Source organism: Clostridium septicum (genome assembly GCF_003606265.1).
Lineage (GTDB): Bacteria > Bacillota > Clostridia > Clostridiales > Clostridiaceae > Clostridium > Clostridium septicum.
Genome location: NZ_CP023671.1, coordinates 589,621 through 609,491, shown reverse-complemented (window position 1 = coordinate 609,491; position 19,871 = coordinate 589,621). Strand labels below are relative to the sequence as shown.

The following is a 19,871-nucleotide window of genomic DNA, read 5'->3' as shown; positions in this document are numbered from 1 at the left end:
ACGGGGGAAAGACTATGAATTATAAGGAGTTGACTAAAATTCAATTGGATGCCTTAAAAGAAATTTCAAATATAGGAGCTGGTAATTCAGCAACATCTTTATCTATATTGTTAGGCAGTAAAATTGATATGTCAGTACCTAATGTTAATATAATAGCGTTTGAAGACTTATTTGATCAGCACAAAGAAAATGAAGTAGTAGCAGTTTTAGTTAAGGTTTTAGATGACATTGAAGGAAGCTTACTATATGTTTTTGAGACAGAAATTGCATTAAATATTATTTCTTCATTATGTGGATATAAAAACCAAATAGACGATATGGGTATTTCAGTAATAGGTGAAGTTGGAAATATAATAGCCTCTTCATTTATGAATGCAATAAGTGATTTTATTAACATTAGAGCAACTGTATCTGTTCCAGCTGTAGCTAATGATATGTTAAGTGCAGTTCTTGTATCTACATTCATAGAAGCTGGACAATATGATGAGTATGCACTAGATATAGAAACATTATATACTGGAGAAAATAATAGTAATATTCAAGGTAACTTATACTATATACCTGCTCCAGGATCATTAGAAAAAATATTAAAATCTATAGGAATAGCATAATTGGAGGTAAAATATGTCAAGAGTATTAATTGTTGATGATGCAGCGTTCATGAGAATGATGGTAAAGGACATACTTGAAAAGAATGGTTTCGAAATTATTGGAGAAGCTTGTAATGGAATAGAAGCAGTAGATATATACATGAAAGAAAAGCCAGATGTTGTTACAATGGATATAACAATGCCAGATATGGATGGAATAGAAGCCGTTAAAGCAATAAAGAAGTTTGATCCAAATGCAAAAGTTGTTATGTGTTCAGCAATGGGACAACAATCAATGGTTATGGATGCTATAAAGGCTGGAGCTAAAGATTTTATAGTAAAGCCATTCCAAGCTGATAGGGTATTAGAGGCTATTACAAAAGTTATAGGTTAAAAACCTAATTAGGAGGCATGTTAAATGCAATTTGTAGTATTTAAGTTAGGTAAAGAACATTTTGCTGTAGAAACTGAAAAGATACAAAGTATAAATGATATGATGTCTATAACTAAAGTACCTAAAGCACCTATTTATATAAAAGGATTGATTAATTTAAGGGGAAGTATAAAGTCTTTAGTTGATATTAATTTATTATTAAATATTGCTTCAGATAGGCAGCAAAGTAATATTATAATTTTAAAGTTAGATGAAGAAGAAATTGGAATTGCAGTAGATGAAGTAGATGAAGTAATAGACATAGATGATAACAACTTACAAAAATTAGAATTACACAGTAATCAAGGATATTTACGAGGGGTAATTGAAATAAATGATAAGTTACTTACTATAATAGATATAGAAAAATTATTAAATCAATAGGAAATGAGGGAGGAAAATGGCAGAAGTTTTATCTCAAAACGAAATAGACGCCTTACTATCTGCCTTATCAAAAGGGGATGTTGCTCCAGAGGAGTTAGTTGAGAAGGATGATAAACAAAAGGTAAAAAAATATGACTTTAGGAGCCCTCAAAAGTTTTCAAAAGATCATATAAGAACACTGGAGATGGTACATGATAGTTTCGCTAGACTCGTGGGAAATTATCTTTCAGGACAATTAAGGAAAAACGTAAAGGTAGAAATTCAAAGTGTTGAACAAATAACTTATCAAGAGTTTATACATTCAATACCAAATCCAACAATGATAACTGTTTTTAGGATGCCACCATTACAAGGAAATATACTTCTAGAAATGAACCCTCAGTTTTCTTTTCAAATTTTAGATATACTTTTGGGAGGAACGGGAGATAGGAAGAAATATTCTAAGGAATTTTCTGAAATAGATAAAAATATAATATCTCAAATAACATCTGATATGATAAGCAACTTAGTCTTGGCATGGGATGGAGTATTAGATGTTAAACCGGAATTTGAGGGATTGGAAACAAATCCATCTGCTAATCAAACTTTAGGACCAAATGAACCAGTAGCATTATTAAGCTTTTCAGTAGAGCTTGGAAGAAATACTACATATATGAATTTATGTATTCCATATTTAAGTGTGGAGAAGATATTAGATAAATTAATAGTTCAATATTGGTTCCAAACAGATGAAGCAGCCCTTATAGAAGAATCAAGGGAGAGATTAAAGGAAGGACTAAATCCTGTTGAGGTATCCATGCATGCTGAAATTGGAAGTACTCAAGTTACAGTAGATGACTTTTTAAATTTAGTAATAGGAGATGTTCTAGTATTAAATACAAAGTCTGATAATCCAATTAAAGTTTATGTAGAAGATCAAGAGTGTTTTATAGCTAAACCTGGAATTGTAGGGAAAAATATGGGCATAGAGCTTTTAGATATTTTAGATAAGGATGTGAATGAGTATGAGTAATGGATTTTTATCACAAGAAGAAATAGATTCCTTATTAAATGGAGATTCGGGGTCAGAAAAAGAAAATAATGTTGAAGAAGAACAATTATCTGATATAGAGAAGGATTTACTTGGAGAAATAGGAAATATTTCTATGGGTTCAGCATCAACAGCTCTTCATCAAATAATAAATCAACAAGTTCATATAACAACGCCTAAAGTTTCAATAACAACATTAAAAGAAATAAAAGAAGGGTTTGATTATCCTACTATAATTCTTGATGTTGAATATGTAACGGGAATAATTGGTAGAAACATATTAATAATGAAAATTACAGATGCAGCTGTAATAGCAAACTTAATGATGGGTGGAAATGGTGAAGTAGATAGTATTGAATTGTCAGATATTGAAGTAAGCGCTGTACAAGAAGCTATGAATCAAATGATAGGATCAGCGGCCACTTCAATGGCAACTATGTTTGCAAGAGAAGTAAATATTTCTCCACCACATTCAAAAATATGGAGAGCCTTAGAAGAAAGTATTTCAGATTCAATAGATGAAAAAGAAGAAATAGTTAGAGTATGTTTTGATTTAAAGATAGGTGAATTATTAGAATCTAATATAATGCAAATTTTACCTATACCAACAGCTAAAAAGATAGTTTCTATAATGATGGGTGAAGAAATAGAAAAATTTAATAATGTAGAAGCTAAAATAGAAGATATAAAGGCTGAAGAGATTGCAGAATCAAATTTACAACAAGACATTAGCAGCAGTAGAGTAGAGGAAGCTATTATGAGTAAAGAAATTAACGTAAATCAACCAACAATAGAAGTAAATAAAGCTTCATTTGTACCATTAGAGTCTAAAAAGATAGGTGAAGCAAATAAGAATATAGATTTAATACTAGATGTTCCTTTGAATATATCAGTAGTATTAGGAAGAACAAAGAAAAGTATAAAAGATATATTAAGCTTAAGCACAGGTTCATTAATAGAACTTGATAAGTTAGCTGAAGAGCCAGTAGAGGTTTTAATTAATGGAAAGCAAATTGCACATGGAGAAGTAGTAGTTATTGACGAAAGTTTTGGAGTTAGAATTACTAGTATTGTAAATGGAGTAGATAGAATTAATTCATTAAGATAAAAAAAAGCCAATCTTTTTAAACGGATTGGCTTTTTTGCTTTTTAGTATAAACTTACAATACTTACATACGATAATTAAGTACGGAATTAAAATAGGAGGGAATTTCAATGGATATTAAAGGAATAGGAATAACCAATAGAATTAATTCTTATAATAAGATATCAACTAACAAGGTGAACAATGTGGCTAATAAGGTAACAAAAGACAGAATAGAAATATCTAAAGAAGCAAAAGCCTTGAGGGATTATGGAATAGATAAAAGCGAATTTGATAGAGAAAAAAAGGTAAGTGAAATAAGAACTAAATTATCAAATGGAACTTACAATGTAGATGCGAAGTTAACTGCAAAAGCTATGCTTGATCACATGAGAGGAATTAAATAAGTATGGTTAAAGATTTGGTAGACTTATTAATAGAAGTATTAGTTAAAGAAAAGGAATCATTAAATCAATTGTTAGGTTTATTAGATAAACAGTATAAATTGATAATGGATAAAGATATATTTGGTTTAGAACAAATTGTAGAAGATATTCAGTACTGCAACAAAGAAGTTGCAGTACTAGAAATAGAAAGAAGAAAAGTTTTAAATGAAAATACAATTAGTGAAATTTTAGAGAATATAGAAAATGAAAATTTAGAGAATATATATAGGGAAATTCAAAAAATGTTAAATGAAGTAATACTTCAGAAGAATACTAATGAGTTATTAATAAAACAACAATTAAGTTTTACGAATAAACTTTTAGCTATATTAAATCCAAGGAGAGAAGTTCCAATTTATAATTCTTATGGAAATATAAAAAGATAATAAAAAATAGATATAGAAAATATTGATTTTTTAAGGAGGAGAAAAATGTCAGGACTATTATCAACTTTCAATATAGCAAAGCGTGGTATGAATGTACAACAAAAAGCTTTAGATGTTACATCACATAATATAGCAAATTTAAATACAAAAGGATACACTAGGCAAAGGGTTAAGGTAGAAACCACACGTCCTTTTGGTGGAACAGGAATGAATGCATCAGTTCAAGCAGGACAACTTGGAACTGGGGCTCAGGTTCAAGCTATAGAAAGAGTAAGGGATACTTTTTTAGATTATCAAATTAGAAATGAAAATTCTGTTCTTGGTAGATATGATGCAAGAAATAATTTTTTATATCAAGTAGAAAGTGTTTTTAATGAACCATCAGATACAGGAATATCTACACTTATGGGGAAATTTTTTGATTCTTTTCAAGAGTTATCTAAGCAACCAAGTAGTTCTAATGCAAGAACTGTAGTAGCTCAACAAACAGCAGCATTAACTGATGCTTTAAATAATACTTATAGTAAACTTGAAGATTTACAAAAAAACACTCAAGAAAGACTTAAAAGTGATGTAGTTGAAATAAATAGCTTACTTAATCAATTAGATAGATCAAATCAAGAAATATTAAATGTAAGTGTTTCAGGAAATTCACCAAATGACTTAATGGATAAAAGAGATACATTGTTAGATCAATTAAGTTATAAATTTAATCTTAAAGTAGATAAAAGAGAATTTAATGGAATTGATATAAGCCCACAAGATACTGGGGTAGTAAAGCTTACTAATTTCATTACTTCAAGTCCTAATACTGATGTAGCTAGATTATCTTATATATCTGATATTAGTAAAGATCCACAAGATATATTTAACGATACATATATAATTACATATTACAAAAAAGGTAGTATGGATAGTGAAGAAAATAAACAAACTTTAAAAATTACTGGGCTTTCACCAGAACAAATAAAAGAAATAGAAGATAATAGAATTATATGGGCTTCAAAGGATGGACAAGCAATAAAGGCTGATGGATATCCAATAAAAGATGGTTCTACTATAAATGCATCAGAATTAATGTTATTTGAACCTACTACAGGAGAGTTAAGTGGGTTAGTATCAGTTCAAAAAGATATTAAAGACTATATGGATCAGTTAAATAAACTTGCTAAGTCAATAGCATTTTCTGTAAATGCTATTCATAGTGGGATGAGCAATCCGTTAAATGATGGAGGAGAAGTAGAAAGAGACTATTTACCTTTCTTTGTTAATAAGGATGTAGCTAAATACAATAATAGTAATTTGCTAACAAATTTAGAAAAAACTTTATATTCAGAAGAAGAAATAACAGCTAAAAATATTTCTATAAATAGAGAAATACTTGAAGATGTTATGAAAATTAAAACTAGAACTAATGATGATAAATTTGGATATCCAGATCAAAATACAATTGATGGTGAAGCAGATGGAGCAAGAGCATTAGCTATAGCACAAATAAGAGATTCAGTTATTAAAATTCAAGATATAAATGAAACTATAGTTTCAAGAAAAGATATGTTTGATCCAACTAAAGGAGGAAGCCTATTACAAGATAATGGACTTAAAATATTAAACAGTTCTTCTGGAATGAGAGTTGGAGCATACTTTAAAGATACTATAGATAGACTAGGTGTACAAACACAAGAAGCTAAGAGAATGGTTTCTAATCAAGAAGATTTATTATTTAGCTTAGAAGAAACTAAGGAGTCCATATCAGGAGTATCTTCTGATGATGAAATGGCAGACTTAGTTAAGTTTCAACATGCATATAATGCAAATGCAAAAATAATTTCAACTATAGACGAATTACTAGATGTTATAGTAAATGGGTTGAAAAGATAGAAAGGAATAGCAATATATGAGAGTTACAAATTCAATGATGTCCACAAGCTTCTTAAGAGATTTAGGAAGAAATCAAGAAAACTTAAAAACTTTAAATAATCAGTTAACATCAGGTAAAGAAATAAGAAGACCGTCAGATAATCCATTTAAAGTTGCGAGAGCTATGCAATTACATTCTGATATAGGAGTAAATAAGCAATATAATGAAAATATTAAAGATACTTCAAATTGGTTAGAAACAACAGATGTTGCTTTAGAACAATTAAATAATTCTTTTCAAAGAATTAGAGAGCTTATGGTATCTTCAGGAAATGCATCTTATGGTCCTGATGAAAAAAGAGCTATAAAAGATGAAATAAATGAAAAAACAAATGAAATATCACAAATATTAAATACAAGTTTTGATGGGAAATATTTATTTGGTGGAACTAAAGTAAATTCTAAGCCAGTAAATATTATGCAAGACCCTGTTACTAGCAATAATTTACTTAATTTAAGTGGTAGAGATGGAGAGTTCTTAAGATTAGATTCAAAAGATATAGATATACAAAATCAAATTTCTATGATAGGTACAAAGTTAAAAGTTGAAATTACTCAAGGAGTAACTATGGATTATAGCGTGTCAGCTACAGATTTATTAGTATTTAAAGGTAAAAAAGATGATATAAATGTTATGGATTTACTTAGTGAAATTACTAATAATTTAGATTCAAATGATCCTGTTAAATTATCAAGAATAATTAATGAAAACTTAAAAGCAATGGACGAGGTTATGGCTAATATAAATAAGGTTAGAGCTGAAGTTGGTGCTAAGATGAATAGAATGGAATCAGCTCAAGATCAAAATGAAGAGCAAAATTTTAGTATAAAAGATATATTATCTCAAACTGAAGATATAGATTTTGCAGAAAAAACTATGGAGGTTGCAGTAGCACAAAGTGTTTATATGGCATCACTTCAAACTAGTGCAAGAATACTACAACCTTCACTATTAGACTTCTTAAAATAGAGGAGGAAAAAACTATGGAAATAATATCTCCTGTACACGGTAAAATAGTATATAGTGAATCAGACATAATAAACTTTGAAAAAGGAATACCAGGATTTGATAATTTAAAAAAGTATGTAATAAAAGAAGTAGAAGAAACTAATTTTAGTTTATTACAATCCATAGAAGATTCAGATTTAGCATTTATTATAACTTCCCCTTTTTCTGTAGAAGAGAATTATGAAATAAAATTAAGTGAAGAAATAATAAAAAATTTACACGTACAATCTCCAAATGATGTGATGTTATATGTTATAGTTACACTTAATTCAGATGTCTCTAAAGCAACAGTTAATTTAAAAGCCCCATTAATTATTAATATAAAGGATAGAAATGGGGAACAATTTATAGTAGATAGAGAAGAATATAAAATAAGACATCCACTTTCAAAATAGAAAATAGACAATTACCAACTTGCAATGTACAATTTAAAGCAATGGATTATAATATTGTTAAATATTAATTGTCAATTAATAAGGGGGAGTATAATTGTTAGTAATTACAAGAAAAAAGGGTGAATCAATTTTAATAGGAGATGACATAGAGATTTCAATTTCTAAAATAGAAGATGGAAGTGTAAAACTTGCAGTTAAAGCACCTAAAGAGGTAACTATTTTAAGAAAAGAATTATACAAAGAAGTAAAAGAGGAAAATATACAGGCAACTAAAATTGATATAAATATGTTGAAAAACATAAAAAAATAGAGGTGACAAATGTTAGGAAAGTTAGTTAGCGGAGTTGGACAGACTAACCTAAGCATATACTCAGCACAAGATTCTCAAGTGCTAGGGGATAATGAAGTTATAGAGAGAATACCCGACAGTGAAAGTGAAAAAGAGAAAATTTTAAAAGCTATAGATGAGCTTAATAAATTTTTAAAAGAGAAAAATACATATGTTAAATATTCAGTTCATGAAGAGTTCGGAGATGTAATGATTAAAATAATTAATAGTGATACAGACGAAGTTATAATGGAATGTCCTCCTAAAAAAATATTAGATTTTGTAGCTAAAATGTGCAAGATGGTTGGTGTAATGGTAGATAAAGAAGCCTAATTAGGGGGAGGTACTATGAACTTTTTATTAAATAAAATAGATACAGATTTAAGAAAAAAAGTTTACGAAAAAACTGTAAATGGAATTGTTCATAGAAAAACTGAAATTTCAATATATAAGGATAGTGAAAAGCAAAAAGGTAAATCATTTAATGAGTTTGTTAAGAAAGATAAGAAATCGAAGAAAAAAATAACTGTTAAAGCAAATAAGTTTGTACAACCATTAATACAAGTTAAAGCTGAAAAGAAGGATGATTTTAAGGTATCAGAATATGGAAGTTTTTTAGATATCAAAAAGTAGGAGGAAATAGATGTACGGTAATGCATATAATATATATAAAAATAATAGTGTAAATTATGCTTCAAAGGAACAGCTATTATTGATGTTGGTAGATGGGGCTGTAAAGTTTGCAAAAATTGCAAGAGAAGGTCTAGCAAATAAAGATGTGAATAAGAGTCATGATAATTTAGTAAAAGTACAAAATATATTTACAGAATTAATAGTAAGTTTAGATAAAGATTCAGGAGAATGGGCAGATCAATTACTAGGAGTTTATATATTTATAAAAGATAAATTAGTACAAGCTAATATTACTAAAAATGTAGAATACTTAGATGAGGTTTTACCCTTAATAGATGAAGTTAAAAATATATGGCATGAGGCGTATGAAGTTTCAAAAACTATTAAATAAATTACAGAGGTGAGTATAATGAGAATTACAGGTTTAGCAACAGGAATGGATATAGATAGTATAGTTAAAGATTCTATGAAACCATATAGAATTAAAATTGATAAAGTTAAACAAGATAAGGATAGAATTTCTTTTAAGCAAGAAATGTATAGGGATTTAGTTAAAGAATCAAGAGAGTTTTATAATAAATATTTTGATCTTCAAAGTGAAGATAATTTAATTATGACTAAAAATTATGAAACTGTTAAATTTACTTCAAAAGATGATGTTATTGCAACAGCAAGAGGAGAAGCTGGAGCAAAGGCAGGTAACTATACAGTTACAGTTGATGAATTAGCAGAGCCATCAAAAATAGTAAAAACAGTTGATGAATTAAACGGAAAAAAAGAAATTAAATTTAAATATAGAAATAAAGAAGTAAAAGTAAATATAGATGGATTAACTGATAAAAAAGAGATTGCAAGAAAACTAAATGCAGAAGCATCTAGTATTGGATTAAAAGTTGAATACTCAGATTTTGCAAAGGGATTTGTATTTGAAACTAGAGATACAGGAAAGCTTATTGAAGGTGAAGAAAATAAATTTGAATTAACTATTGATTCAGGGGTTGCAGAAAAATCTGATGGAGAAAAAAATGCAAAAGTAACAATTGAAAATTCAAGAGGAGAAAAAGTTGAATATTCAGACAGTAAAGAAGTTCTAGCTAGTAATAAGGTTAAAATAGATGGGATAGAATTTTCATTTAATAAGGTTGGAAAAACTGATATATCAGGAAAAGTAGATGTTACAGATGCTAAAAAGAAGATAGTATCCTTTGTAAAAGATTATAATAAACTTATGGAAAACTTAAATAAGTTAACTAATCAAACTAAAGCAAAAGGATATAATCCTTTAACAGAAGATCAAAAGAAGGAAATGAGTAAAGAGGAAATAGAACTTTGGAATAAAAAAGTTAAACAAGGATTACTTTACAGAGATAATGATGTTACTAGGTTAGTAAATAATTTAAAAAATGCTATGAGTTCAGTTGTAAATGGTAGTTCAATAGCTTTAAAAGATATAGGTTTAACACCAGTAAAAGACTTTAAAGATAAAAATGGAACATTTACTTTAGATGAAAATAAATTAACAAAGGCATTAGAAGAAAATTCCGATTTAGTTATGGATTTATTTTTAAAGAGTCCTAAAGAAAATGATACAAACGAAAAGAAATTCCAAAATTCAGGAATATTCCAAAGACTAAAAACTGTTCTATATGATGAAACAGTTACAGTAACTGCACCTATAATAAAAAAAGCAGGGGTTGAAGGATCTGTTACAGTGGTTAATAATGAATTAACTAAGATGTTACAAAAGAAAGATAGAAAAATAGAAGATATGGAAAAGGATTTTACTCGTAGAGAACAACAGCTTTATACTAAATATTCTAAGTTAGAAACAGCTATGAATAAATTAAATGCTCAGCAAGCTAGTTTAAGTCAACAATTAGGTGGAGTTTAATATGCTAAGAAGCTTATTAGAAGAATATAAGAAAATTACAGATGAGATATTCTGTGAAGTATCAGGAAATTGTGATGTAGAAGATTTGTTAGATAAGAGGCAAAAGATAATTGAAAGTTTATTTGAAAATTTCAATAAAGATTCTATAAAAAATGAATATTTAGGCCTTGGATTAAAGGAATTAGATGATAATTTATATGATGCTATGGCAAAAGAAAAAAACAAAGTTAAAAGTGAACTACTGAAATTAAAGAAGGTTAGAGCTGCAAGACAATGCTATGAACAAAATATAAGAAAAAATAACTTTTTTAATGAAAAAGTATAAAGGTATAAATTTAAAATGCGATATATTAATTGTACACGACAGAAATAAGGTTGTGTCAATAAAATAGAGACAAGGAAGTCTAAGTTAAAATCAAGGAGGAGAAATATTATGATAATTAATCACAATATGAACGCAATGAATGCACATAGAAATATGGCATCAAACACAGTAGCAACAGGAAAGTCAATGGAAAAATTAAGCTCAGGTTTAAGAATAAACAGAGCAGGAGATGATGCAGCAGGATTATCAATCTCAGAAAAAATGAGAGGACAAATCAGAGGATTAGAACAAGCATCAAGAAATTCACAAGATGGTATATCATTAATACAAACAACTGAAGGAGCTTTAAATGAAACTCACTCAATTCTACAAAGAATGAGAGAATTATCAGTACAAGCATCAAATGATACAAACACAGCAGAAGATAGAGGACAATTAACAAAAGAATTAGATCAATTAAGAAGTGAAATAGATAGAATATCTTCACAAACACAATTCAATAAAATGGATGTATTAAATGGAGATGGAGACAAGTCATTTAAAGCTAATATCCAAGTAGGAGCAAACTCAAATCAAGCAATTGAAATAGCAATAGACAAAATGGATTATAGCAGCTTATTTAAAGCTCACAAAGTAGCTTCAACTGATGAAGTAGCAGGGGATATTACTGTAAAGGCTACAAAAGATATTAAAGTAACTATAGATGGTAAAGACATAACAATTGCAGCAGATAAAGCAAAAGACAAAGTTATGACTAAAGAAGAATTAGTATCTGCAATCAATAAGGGAATCGAAGCAGAGGCTACTTTAAAAGGAAAAGTATCAGCTTCATTTGAAGATAATAAATTAACAATATCAAGAATAGATGGAGTAGATAAAGAAGTTACAGTTAAAGTTGAGAGTGATGGAACTAATACTAAATTAGGATTAGGTACTGATGCTAAGTCAAAAATGGAAGTATTCAATGTTGATTTAACATCACACGCAGCAGCAACAGGATCAATAAGTGCAATAGATAGAGCAATTGAAAAGGTATCAACTCAAAGATCACAACTAGGAGCATACCAAAATAGATTAGAACATACAATAAAGAATGTTGATAATGCAGCAGAAAACTTACAAGCAGCAGAATCAAGAGTAAGAGACGTTGATATGGCAAATGAAATGATGACATTCTCAAAGAATAATATCTTAACACAAGCAGCACAAGCAATGCTTGCACAAGCTAATCAACAACCACAAGGTGTTCTTCAATTATTAAGATAATTTAAAAGTTTATAAAACGAGCCTCCTTATATGGAGGAGGCTCATTATTATATAAATAAAAATAAGACAAGGAAGTCTAAGTTAAAATCAAGGAGGAGAAATATTATGATAATTAATCACAATATGAACGCAATGAATGCACATAGAAATATGGCATCAAACACAGTAGCAACAGGAAAGTCAATGGAAAAATTAAGCTCAGGTTTAAGAATAAACAGAGCAGGAGATGATGCAGCAGGATTATCAATCTCAGAAAAAATGAGAGGACAAATCAGAGGATTAGAACAAGCATCAAGAAATTCACAAGATGGTATATCATTAATACAAACAACTGAAGGAGCTTTAAATGAAACTCACTCAATTCTACAAAGAATGAGAGAATTATCAGTACAAGCATCAAATGATACAAACACAGCAGAAGATAGAGGACAATTAACAAAAGAATTAGATCAATTAAGAAGTGAAATAGATAGAATATCTTCACAAACACAATTCAATAAAATGGATGTATTAAATGGAGATGGAGACAAGTCATTTAAAGCTAATATCCAAGTAGGAGCAAATTCAAATCAAGCAATTGAAATAGCAATAGAAAAGATGGATTACAGTAGCTTATTTAAAGCTCATAAAGTAGCTTCAACTGATGAAGTTAAAGGTGATATTACTGTAAAGACTGGAAAAGATATTAAAGTAACTATAGATACTAAAGAAATAACTATTAAAGCAGATGCTAAGGTTGATAAAACTTTAACTAAAGAAGAATTAGTAGCTGAAATCAATAAGGGAATCGAAGCAGAGGCTACTTTAAAAGGAAAAGTATCAGCTTCATTTGCAGATAATAAATTAACAATATCAAGAATAGATGGAGAAGATAAAGAAGTTACAGTTAAGGTAGAAGATAATAATGCATCTGGTAATACTAAATTAGGATTAGATGGTGATAATAAGTCAAAAATGGAAGTATTCAATGTTGATTTAACATCACATGCAGCAGCAACAGGATCAATAAGTGCAATAGATAGAGCAATTGAAAAGGTATCAACTCAAAGATCACAACTAGGAGCATACCAAAATAGATTAGAACATACAATAAAGAACGTTGATAATGCAGCAGAAAACTTACAAGCAGCAGAATCAAGAGTAAGAGACGTTGATATGGCAAATGAAATGATGACATTCTCAAAGAATAACATTTTAACACAAGCAGCACAAGCAATGCTTGCACAAGCTAATCAACAACCACAAGGTGTTCTTCAATTATTAAGATAATTTAAAAGTTTATAAAACGAGCCTCCTTATTTGGAGGAGGTTCATTATTATATAAATAAAAAAAGACAAGGAAGTCTAAGTTAAAATCAAGGAGGAGAAATATTATGATAATCAATCACAATATGAATGCAATGAATGCACATAGAAATATGGCATCAAACACAGTAGCAACAGGAAAGTCAATGGAAAAATTAAGCTCAGGTTTAAGAATAAACAGAGCAGGAGATGATGCAGCAGGATTATCAATCTCAGAAAAAATGAGAGGACAAATTAGAGGATTAGAACAAGCATCAAGAAACTCACAAGATGGTATATCATTAATTCAAACAACTGAAGGAGCTTTAAATGAAACTCACTCAATTCTACAAAGAATGAGAGAATTATCAGTACAAGCATCAAATGATACAAACACAGCAGAAGATAGAGGACAATTAACAAAAGAATTAGATCAATTAAGAAGTGAAATAGATAGAATATCTTCACAAACACAATTCAATAAAATGGATGTATTAAATGGAGATGGAGACAAGTCATTTAAAGCTAATATCCAAGTAGGAGCAAACTCAAATCAAGCAATTGAAATAGCAATAGACAAAATGGATTATAGCAGCTTATTTAAAGCTCACAAAGTAACTTCAGCTGAGGAAGTTAAAGGGGATATTACTGTAAAGGCTACAAAAGATATTAAAGTAACTATAGATACTAAAGAAATAACTATTAAAGCTGATAAAACAGATAAAACTTTAACTAAAGAAGAATTAGTAGCTGAAATCAATAAGGGAATAGAAGCAGAGGCTACTTTAAAAGGAAAAGTATCAGCTTCATTTGAAGGTAATAAATTAACAATATCAAGAATAGATGGAGAAGATAAAGAAGTTACAGTTAAGGTAGAAGATAATAATGGAGCTGGTAATACTAAATTAGGATTAGATGGTGATAATAAGTCAAAAATGGAAGTCTTCAATGTTGATTTAACATCACATGCAGCAGCAACAGGATCAATAAGTGCAATAGATAGAGCAATTGAAAAGGTATCAACTCAAAGATCACAACTAGGAGCATACCAAAATAGATTAGAACATACAATAAAGAACGTTGATAATGCAGCAGAAAACTTACAAGCAGCAGAATCAAGAGTAAGAGACGTTGATATGGCAAATGAAATGATGACATTCTCAAAGAATAACATCTTAACACAAGCAGCACAAGCAATGCTTGCACAAGCTAATCAACAACCACAAGGTGTTCTTCAATTATTAAGATAATATAAAATTATTAGTTTATAAAATGAGTCTTCTTATATTAGGAGGAGACTTATTTTTATATAAATAAAAATAAGACAAGGAAGTCTAAGTTAAAATCAAGGAGGAGAAATATTATGATAATTAATCACAATATGAATGCAATGAATGCACATAGAAATATGGCATCAAACACAGTAGCAACAGGAAAGTCAATGGAAAAATTAAGCTCAGGTTTAAGAATAAACAGAGCTGGAGATGATGCAGCAGGATTATCAATCTCAGAAAAAATGAGAGGACAAATCAGAGGATTAGAACAAGCATCAAGAAACTCACAAGATGGTATATCATTAATACAAACAACTGAAGGAGCTTTAAATGAAACTCACTCAATTCTACAAAGAATGAGAGAATTATCAGTACAAGCATCAAATGATACAAATACAGCAGAAGATAGAGGACAATTAACAAAAGAATTAGATCAATTAAGAAGTGAAATAGATAGAATATCTTCACAAACACAATTCAATAAAATGGATGTATTAAATGGAGATGGAGACAAGTCATTTAAAGCTAATATCCAAGTAGGAGCAAACTCAAATCAAGCAATTGAAATAGCAATAGAAAAGATGGATTACAGTAGCTTATTTAAAGCTCACAAAGTAGCTTCAACTGATGAAGTAGCAGGGGATATTACTGTAAAGGCTACAAAAGATATTAAAGTAACTATAGATACTAAAGAAATAACTATTAAAGCAGATCCTAAGGTTGATAAAACTTTAACTAAAGAAGAATTAGTAGCTGAAATCAATAAGGGAATCGAAGCAGAGGCTACTTTAAAAGGAAAAGTATCAGCTTCATTTGAAGATAATAAATTAACAATATCAAGAATAGATGGAGAAGACAAAGAAGTTACAGTTAAGGTAGAAGATAATAATGCAGATGGTAATACTAAATTGGGAATAGCTGGTGACACTAAGTCAAAAATGGAAGTATTCAATGTTGATTTAACATCACATGCAGCAGCAACAGGATCAATAAGTGCAATAGATAGAGCAATTGAAAAGGTATCAACTCAAAGATCACAACTAGGAGCATACCAAAATAGATTAGAACATACAATAAAGAATGTTGATAATGCAGCGGAAAACTTACAAGCAGCAGAATCAAGAGTAAGAGACGTTGATATGGCAAATGAAATGATGACATTCTCAAAGAATAATATCTTAACACAAGCAGCACAAGCAATGCTTGCACAAGCTAATCAACAACCACAAGGTGTTCTTCAATTACTAAGATAATTATTAAATTAAATTTTATTTAATAATAAATTTAAACATTTTAATTTTAAAAGAATAATTTTGTTCTAGAAAATAACCAGATTATATTCTGGTTATTTTTTTAAATATAAAATTTAAGTAATTTTATACGATATATAATTTAAGGAGTAGTCTAATTATGAAAAAACAACTTAAACCAAGTTTTTACAATGATTTTAAATGTGTAGCAGATAAATGTGAGATTATTTGTTGTGAAAATTGGAATATTTTTATTGATAAAAAAACTTATAAGAAATATATGAATTTAAAAGGTGATATAAAAAAAGATATTAAGCAGAATATAAAAATAAATAAAGAACATGAATCTACTTGGGATTATGCATTAGTTAAATTAAATAATGAGAAAAGATGTTCTTTATTAAATGAGCAAGGATTATGTAGAATACATGCGGAATTGGGAGAAGATATGCTTTCACATACATGTAAAGTGTACCCAAGACAAAATGTTAAAGTGGGAGATATCTATGAGTATAATTTAAGTATATCTTGTCCAGAGGTAGCAAAAAAGGCATTATTAGGTAAAGAAAAATTTTCATTTATTCTTGAAGAGGATTATATTAGTAAAAAAGAAGAAATAGAAATGGGATATGTTAACTTAGATGAATATTGTGCTAACTTATTATGGGAAGTAAGAAAATTTTCTATAGAAATAATTCAAATGAGAGATATAGAATTATGGAAAAGAATTGTATTATTAGGATTATTCTGTAAGGAGGTTGATGAGAATTTATCTGATGTCAATAAATTTATAGATGAAATTGAAAAATATAGATTTATGACTAGTAATGAAGATATATTAAATTCTTTAAATAATATTAAGATAAATAATGATAAAAAGTTAAATTTATTAACACAATTTGTAAGAAGTAGAATTAATTTTGTAGTAAATAACGATGTTTTTATAGAAGTATGTAATGATTTAGATAGTGCACTAGGTTTTGGAGAAGAAAAGTCTGAAGAAAAAATTATAGAAAATTATACAAATATAGAAAACGGAATTTATAAAAAATTCTTAGTTGATAATAGTCATATATTAGAAAATTATTTAGTTAACACAATATATAGAGAGTTTATACTTTTTTATGCTGAAAAAAGTTTTTATAATAGATTTGTTAAGGTCATTATCCAATATTCTATAGCCAGATTTTTATTAATGGGGCAGTTAGCAACTAAAAAAGAAAGTTTTAATAATAATGATATAATAAAAGTATTTTACTCTTATTCTAGAGTAATTGAACATAATCCAGTTTTTATAGATAATTTAATAGCAGGTTTAAAACAAAAAGGATATGATGAATTAAATTATATGAGTATTTTAATTAGAGAATAGTTAAATTAACAGCAATTACTAAGGTTTAATAATAAGCATTCGATAATAAAACAAGAAATAAAGATGAAAGGAGTAGGAAGATGAGATTAAATCAAAATATAGCATCTTTAAATATATATAAAAACTATAAAAGAAATTTAAAGTTACAATCAGCGTCTTTAGAAAAAATAAGCACTGGAAATAAAATTAATAAAGCTAAGGATGATCCTAACAAGCTTGGAATGAGTGAAGGCCTTAGAATGCAAATTAGAGGTATTCAATCAGCAGAAAAGAATCTACAAGATGGCTCTTCAATGATGCAGTCAGTTGAAGGATCTCTTTCAAGTATAACTGAAATGTTACTTAGAATGAAAGAGCTTGTAATACAGGGTAGTAATGGAACTAATAGTGATGCTGATTTACAAACTATACAAGCTGAAATAGTTCAAATTAAAGAAAATATAGACTTTACTGCAAATACTTCAGATTTTAATGGAGTTAATCTTTTGCACAATGAAAATGTAGATAATAATAATTACCCAGGATATAAGACTCATATGGTAGGAGCTAATTCAGGAGAAGAACTACAAGTACCATTATTCAATATATCTACTAATATTTTAAAAGATAAAGATGGAAATAATGTAAAAAATATAGATGTAACAGATAGAGATAAGGTAAATAAAAATATTTCTGCTATAGACTCAGCTATTTCTATCGTAAATGATGTAAGAAGTAAATATGGTGCTATACAAAGTAGAATGGAAACATCTTATGAAAACTTAATATCTACATCATCTACTTTACAAAAGTCAGAAAGTAAAGTTAGAGATGCGGATATTGCATTAGAAATGGTGGAATATTCAAGAACATCAGTATTACATAATAGTGCTTTATCTATATTAAATCAAAGTAATAATTTTCCTCAAGATGTTTTAAGGATATTAGAAAGAATTAAATAGAAATAAACACAGGACTGTATGATATTGAATATTTTTATTCGATTAGTGTACAGTCTTTTTTGAGTTTTCTACATAGTTATAAAATTATGATTTATATGAATACATATTAATAAAAATCTTTATAATGTTAAGTTATTTAAATTATATAAATATTAAATAGTTATTTAAAGTACGCCAATTTTATCAACTATTATTTTATAGTTTTTCAATTTTTCTAATATTCACTTACTAATTTCTGAAATGGTAATTTTATATATAATAGGCATTCAGAAAAAAGTTAATTATATAAAAAGATTATTAAAAATATTGTTTTAAAATTGGATATAATGAGCAAATATACTAAAAAACATATACAAATAATTAGTATTTAATAAAAAATAAAATAATTTTAAAAATATACTAGAAAAAGTCAGAAAATTTTACTATAATATACTTATATTAGACAAAAAATAAGCAAATAATTAATTGGAAAATGTAAAAAAAGTAAGGGGTGAATTAAATGAATTTTACTAATGACAGTACATTTAGTTTTATAAAAAGGGGATTAGATGTAGCAACTTTAAAAGGAAAGGTTATATCTAATAATTTAGCTAATATTAACACTAAAGGATATAAGAAATTTAGTGTTGATTTTAAAGAAAACCTAGAAAAACAATCAGAAGGATTTAATTTAAAGAAGACTAATGTTAAGCACATTGGTGGAGAGTTACAAAATGGTGATATTTCTGTAAAAAGAGATAAAAGCACAAGCATGAGAATGGATGGAAATAATGTTGACTTAGATTTGGAAAAAGTAAATCAAGCAGCAAATACTCTTATGTATAATGCTTTAATTACTCAAGCCAATTCAAAAATGAACATGACTAAAACGGTTATTTCAGGAGGAGTTAGATAAAAATGAGTTTATTTAATACTATGAGAATTAGTGCAAGTGGTCTTTCAGCAGAGAGGCTTAGAATGGATACTATAACATCAAATTCAACTAATGTAAATACAACTAGAGGGAAAGATGGTAAACCATATGTAAGAAAAATAGCTGTATTTCAAGAAAATCTAGATAATGCTATGGGACTTAATGGAGTAAAAGCGGTTGGAGTAGTTGAGGATAAGTCACCATTAAGAAAAGTTTATAATCCTAGCCATCCAGATGCAGATAATGACGGATATGTAACTATGCCAAATGTAAATATTCTTAATGAAATGGCAGATATGATTGCATCATCTAGGGCTTATGAAGCTAATGTTGATACTTTAAATGCAACTAAGAATATGTTTACTAAGACATTAGAAATAGGAAAATAAATTATTTTTATATAGAAACAAATAGGAGAAAGAATATGAGAGTTAATAGTTTTATACCAGCTAACAGTAACTTAGAAATTAATTCAGCAAAAGACGGAGAAGAAAAAGTTAACAGTTTTAAATCTTTTCTAAAAGAAGGTTTAGATAAACTTAATGAAAAGCAAGTTATTTCAGACAAACTTACAGAAGAATTTGAATCAGGAGATATTGATGTTCATAAAATGATGTTAGCTACAGAAGAAGCAAAAATGTCACTCCAACTTGCAGTACAAGTTAGAAATAAATTTGTAGAGGCAATTCAAGAATTGACAAGAACACAGTTATAGAC

General features: G+C 28.2%; 25 protein-coding genes. All 25 read left to right on the top strand.

Annotation, left to right across the window (positions count from 1 at the left end):
* Positions 1-14: 14 nt before the first annotated feature.
* The 25 genes from CP523_RS02745 (at position 15) to fliE (ending at position 19,869) form a co-directional block, all read left to right on the top strand.
* Entirely contained in the window at positions 15-611 is a 597-nt protein-coding gene (locus CP523_RS02745; RefSeq protein ID WP_066676961.1) for a chemotaxis protein CheC, read from the top strand.
* A gap of 13 nt (positions 612-624) precedes the next feature.
* A complete protein-coding gene (locus CP523_RS02740) occupies positions 625-984 on the top strand; it encodes a response regulator (RefSeq protein ID WP_066676960.1) in 360 nt (119 codons plus the stop codon).
* Positions 985-1,008: 24 nt separating this feature from the next.
* Complete coding sequence (locus CP523_RS02735) at positions 1,009-1,407, top strand: chemotaxis protein CheW (protein WP_066676959.1); 399 nt, start codon at positions 1,009-1,011, stop codon at positions 1,405-1,407.
* Between the two features lie 16 nt (positions 1,408-1,423).
* The gene (gene fliM, locus CP523_RS02730) at positions 1,424-2,419 is read left to right on the top strand and encodes a flagellar motor switch protein FliM (RefSeq protein WP_066676958.1); all 996 of its coding nucleotides are present in this window, start codon (positions 1,424-1,426) and stop codon (positions 2,417-2,419) included.
* On the top strand, positions 2,412-3,545 hold the full coding sequence (gene fliY, locus CP523_RS02725) for a flagellar motor switch phosphatase FliY (protein ID WP_066676956.1): 1,134 nt from the start codon (positions 2,412-2,414) through the stop codon (positions 3,543-3,545). Before fliM ends, fliY begins: the two co-directional genes overlap by 8 nt.
* Before the next feature lie 107 nt (positions 3,546-3,652).
* On the top strand, positions 3,653-3,928 hold the full coding sequence (gene flgM, locus CP523_RS02720; RefSeq protein ID WP_066676954.1) for a flagellar biosynthesis anti-sigma factor FlgM: 276 nt from the start codon (positions 3,653-3,655) through the stop codon (positions 3,926-3,928).
* Between the two features lie 2 nt (positions 3,929-3,930).
* Positions 3,931-4,353, top strand: a complete 423-nt coding sequence (locus tag CP523_RS02715) for a flagellar protein FlgN (RefSeq protein WP_227909585.1) — start codon at positions 3,931-3,933, stop codon at positions 4,351-4,353.
* A 45-nt stretch (positions 4,354-4,398) separates the two neighbouring features.
* On the top strand, positions 4,399-6,234 hold the full coding sequence (gene flgK / locus CP523_RS02710; protein ID WP_066676952.1) for a flagellar hook-associated protein FlgK: 1,836 nt from the start codon (positions 4,399-4,401) through the stop codon (positions 6,232-6,234).
* Between the two features lie 16 nt (positions 6,235-6,250).
* Complete coding sequence (flgL, locus tag CP523_RS02705) at positions 6,251-7,243, top strand: flagellar hook-associated protein FlgL (protein WP_066676950.1); 993 nt, start codon at positions 6,251-6,253, stop codon at positions 7,241-7,243.
* A gap of 14 nt (positions 7,244-7,257) precedes the next feature.
* Positions 7,258-7,677, top strand: a complete 420-nt coding sequence (gene fliW, locus CP523_RS02700; RefSeq protein WP_066676948.1) for a flagellar assembly protein FliW — start codon at positions 7,258-7,260, stop codon at positions 7,675-7,677.
* Between the two features lie 94 nt (positions 7,678-7,771).
* Positions 7,772-7,987, top strand: a complete 216-nt coding sequence (csrA, locus tag CP523_RS02695) for a carbon storage regulator CsrA (protein ID WP_066676946.1) — start codon at positions 7,772-7,774, stop codon at positions 7,985-7,987.
* 9 nt (positions 7,988-7,996) lie between these two features.
* Positions 7,997-8,338, top strand: coding sequence for a flagellar protein FlaG (locus CP523_RS02690; RefSeq protein WP_066676945.1), 342 nt, complete (start codon positions 7,997-7,999; stop codon positions 8,336-8,338).
* A gap of 15 nt (positions 8,339-8,353) precedes the next feature.
* Positions 8,354-8,638, top strand: a complete 285-nt coding sequence (locus tag CP523_RS02685) for a hypothetical protein (protein ID WP_066676944.1) — start codon at positions 8,354-8,356, stop codon at positions 8,636-8,638.
* Between the two features lie 10 nt (positions 8,639-8,648).
* A complete protein-coding gene (gene fliS / locus CP523_RS02680; protein WP_066676943.1) occupies positions 8,649-9,029 on the top strand; it encodes a flagellar export chaperone FliS in 381 nt (126 codons plus the stop codon).
* Between the two features lie 18 nt (positions 9,030-9,047).
* Positions 9,048-10,529 (top strand): flagellar filament capping protein FliD, encoded by a 1,482-nt coding sequence (fliD, locus tag CP523_RS02675; protein ID WP_066676942.1) that lies wholly within the window; start codon positions 9,048-9,050, stop codon positions 10,527-10,529.
* Between the two features lies 1 nt (position 10,530).
* Positions 10,531-10,854: a hypothetical protein gene (locus tag CP523_RS02670; RefSeq protein WP_066676941.1), complete on the top strand. Its 324-nt coding sequence runs from the start codon at positions 10,531-10,533 to the stop codon at positions 10,852-10,854.
* A 108-nt stretch (positions 10,855-10,962) separates the two neighbouring features.
* Positions 10,963-12,120 carry a flagellin N-terminal helical domain-containing protein gene (locus tag CP523_RS02665; protein WP_120140469.1) on the top strand — a complete coding sequence of 386 codons (1,158 nt, stop codon included), beginning with the start codon at positions 10,963-10,965 and terminating at the stop codon, positions 12,118-12,120.
* Between the two features lie 105 nt (positions 12,121-12,225).
* Complete coding sequence (locus tag CP523_RS02660; RefSeq protein ID WP_120140468.1) at positions 12,226-13,389, top strand: flagellin N-terminal helical domain-containing protein; 1,164 nt, start codon at positions 12,226-12,228, stop codon at positions 13,387-13,389.
* A gap of 104 nt (positions 13,390-13,493) precedes the next feature.
* A complete protein-coding gene (locus tag CP523_RS02655) occupies positions 13,494-14,654 on the top strand; it encodes a flagellin N-terminal helical domain-containing protein (RefSeq protein ID WP_120140467.1) in 1,161 nt (386 codons plus the stop codon).
* A 113-nt stretch (positions 14,655-14,767) separates the two neighbouring features.
* Complete coding sequence (locus tag CP523_RS02650) at positions 14,768-15,931, top strand: flagellin N-terminal helical domain-containing protein (RefSeq protein ID WP_066673892.1); 1,164 nt, start codon at positions 14,768-14,770, stop codon at positions 15,929-15,931.
* 157 nt (positions 15,932-16,088) lie between these two features.
* On the top strand, positions 16,089-17,300 hold the full coding sequence (gene fliB / locus CP523_RS02645) for a flagellin lysine-N-methylase (RefSeq protein ID WP_066673894.1): 1,212 nt from the start codon (positions 16,089-16,091) through the stop codon (positions 17,298-17,300).
* A gap of 80 nt (positions 17,301-17,380) precedes the next feature.
* Positions 17,381-18,241, top strand: coding sequence for a flagellin N-terminal helical domain-containing protein (locus CP523_RS02640; protein WP_066673895.1), 861 nt, complete (start codon positions 17,381-17,383; stop codon positions 18,239-18,241).
* 499 nt (positions 18,242-18,740) lie between these two features.
* On the top strand, positions 18,741-19,136 hold the full coding sequence (gene flgB / locus CP523_RS02635; RefSeq protein WP_066673896.1) for a flagellar basal body rod protein FlgB: 396 nt from the start codon (positions 18,741-18,743) through the stop codon (positions 19,134-19,136).
* Positions 19,137-19,138: 2 nt separating this feature from the next.
* The gene (flgC, locus tag CP523_RS02630) at positions 19,139-19,543 is read left to right on the top strand and encodes a flagellar basal body rod protein FlgC (protein WP_066673900.1); all 405 of its coding nucleotides are present in this window, start codon (positions 19,139-19,141) and stop codon (positions 19,541-19,543) included.
* A 35-nt stretch (positions 19,544-19,578) separates the two neighbouring features.
* Positions 19,579-19,869: a flagellar hook-basal body complex protein FliE gene (gene fliE, locus CP523_RS02625; protein ID WP_066673906.1), complete on the top strand. Its 291-nt coding sequence runs from the start codon at positions 19,579-19,581 to the stop codon at positions 19,867-19,869.
* The last annotated feature ends 2 nt before the right edge of the window (positions 19,870-19,871 follow it).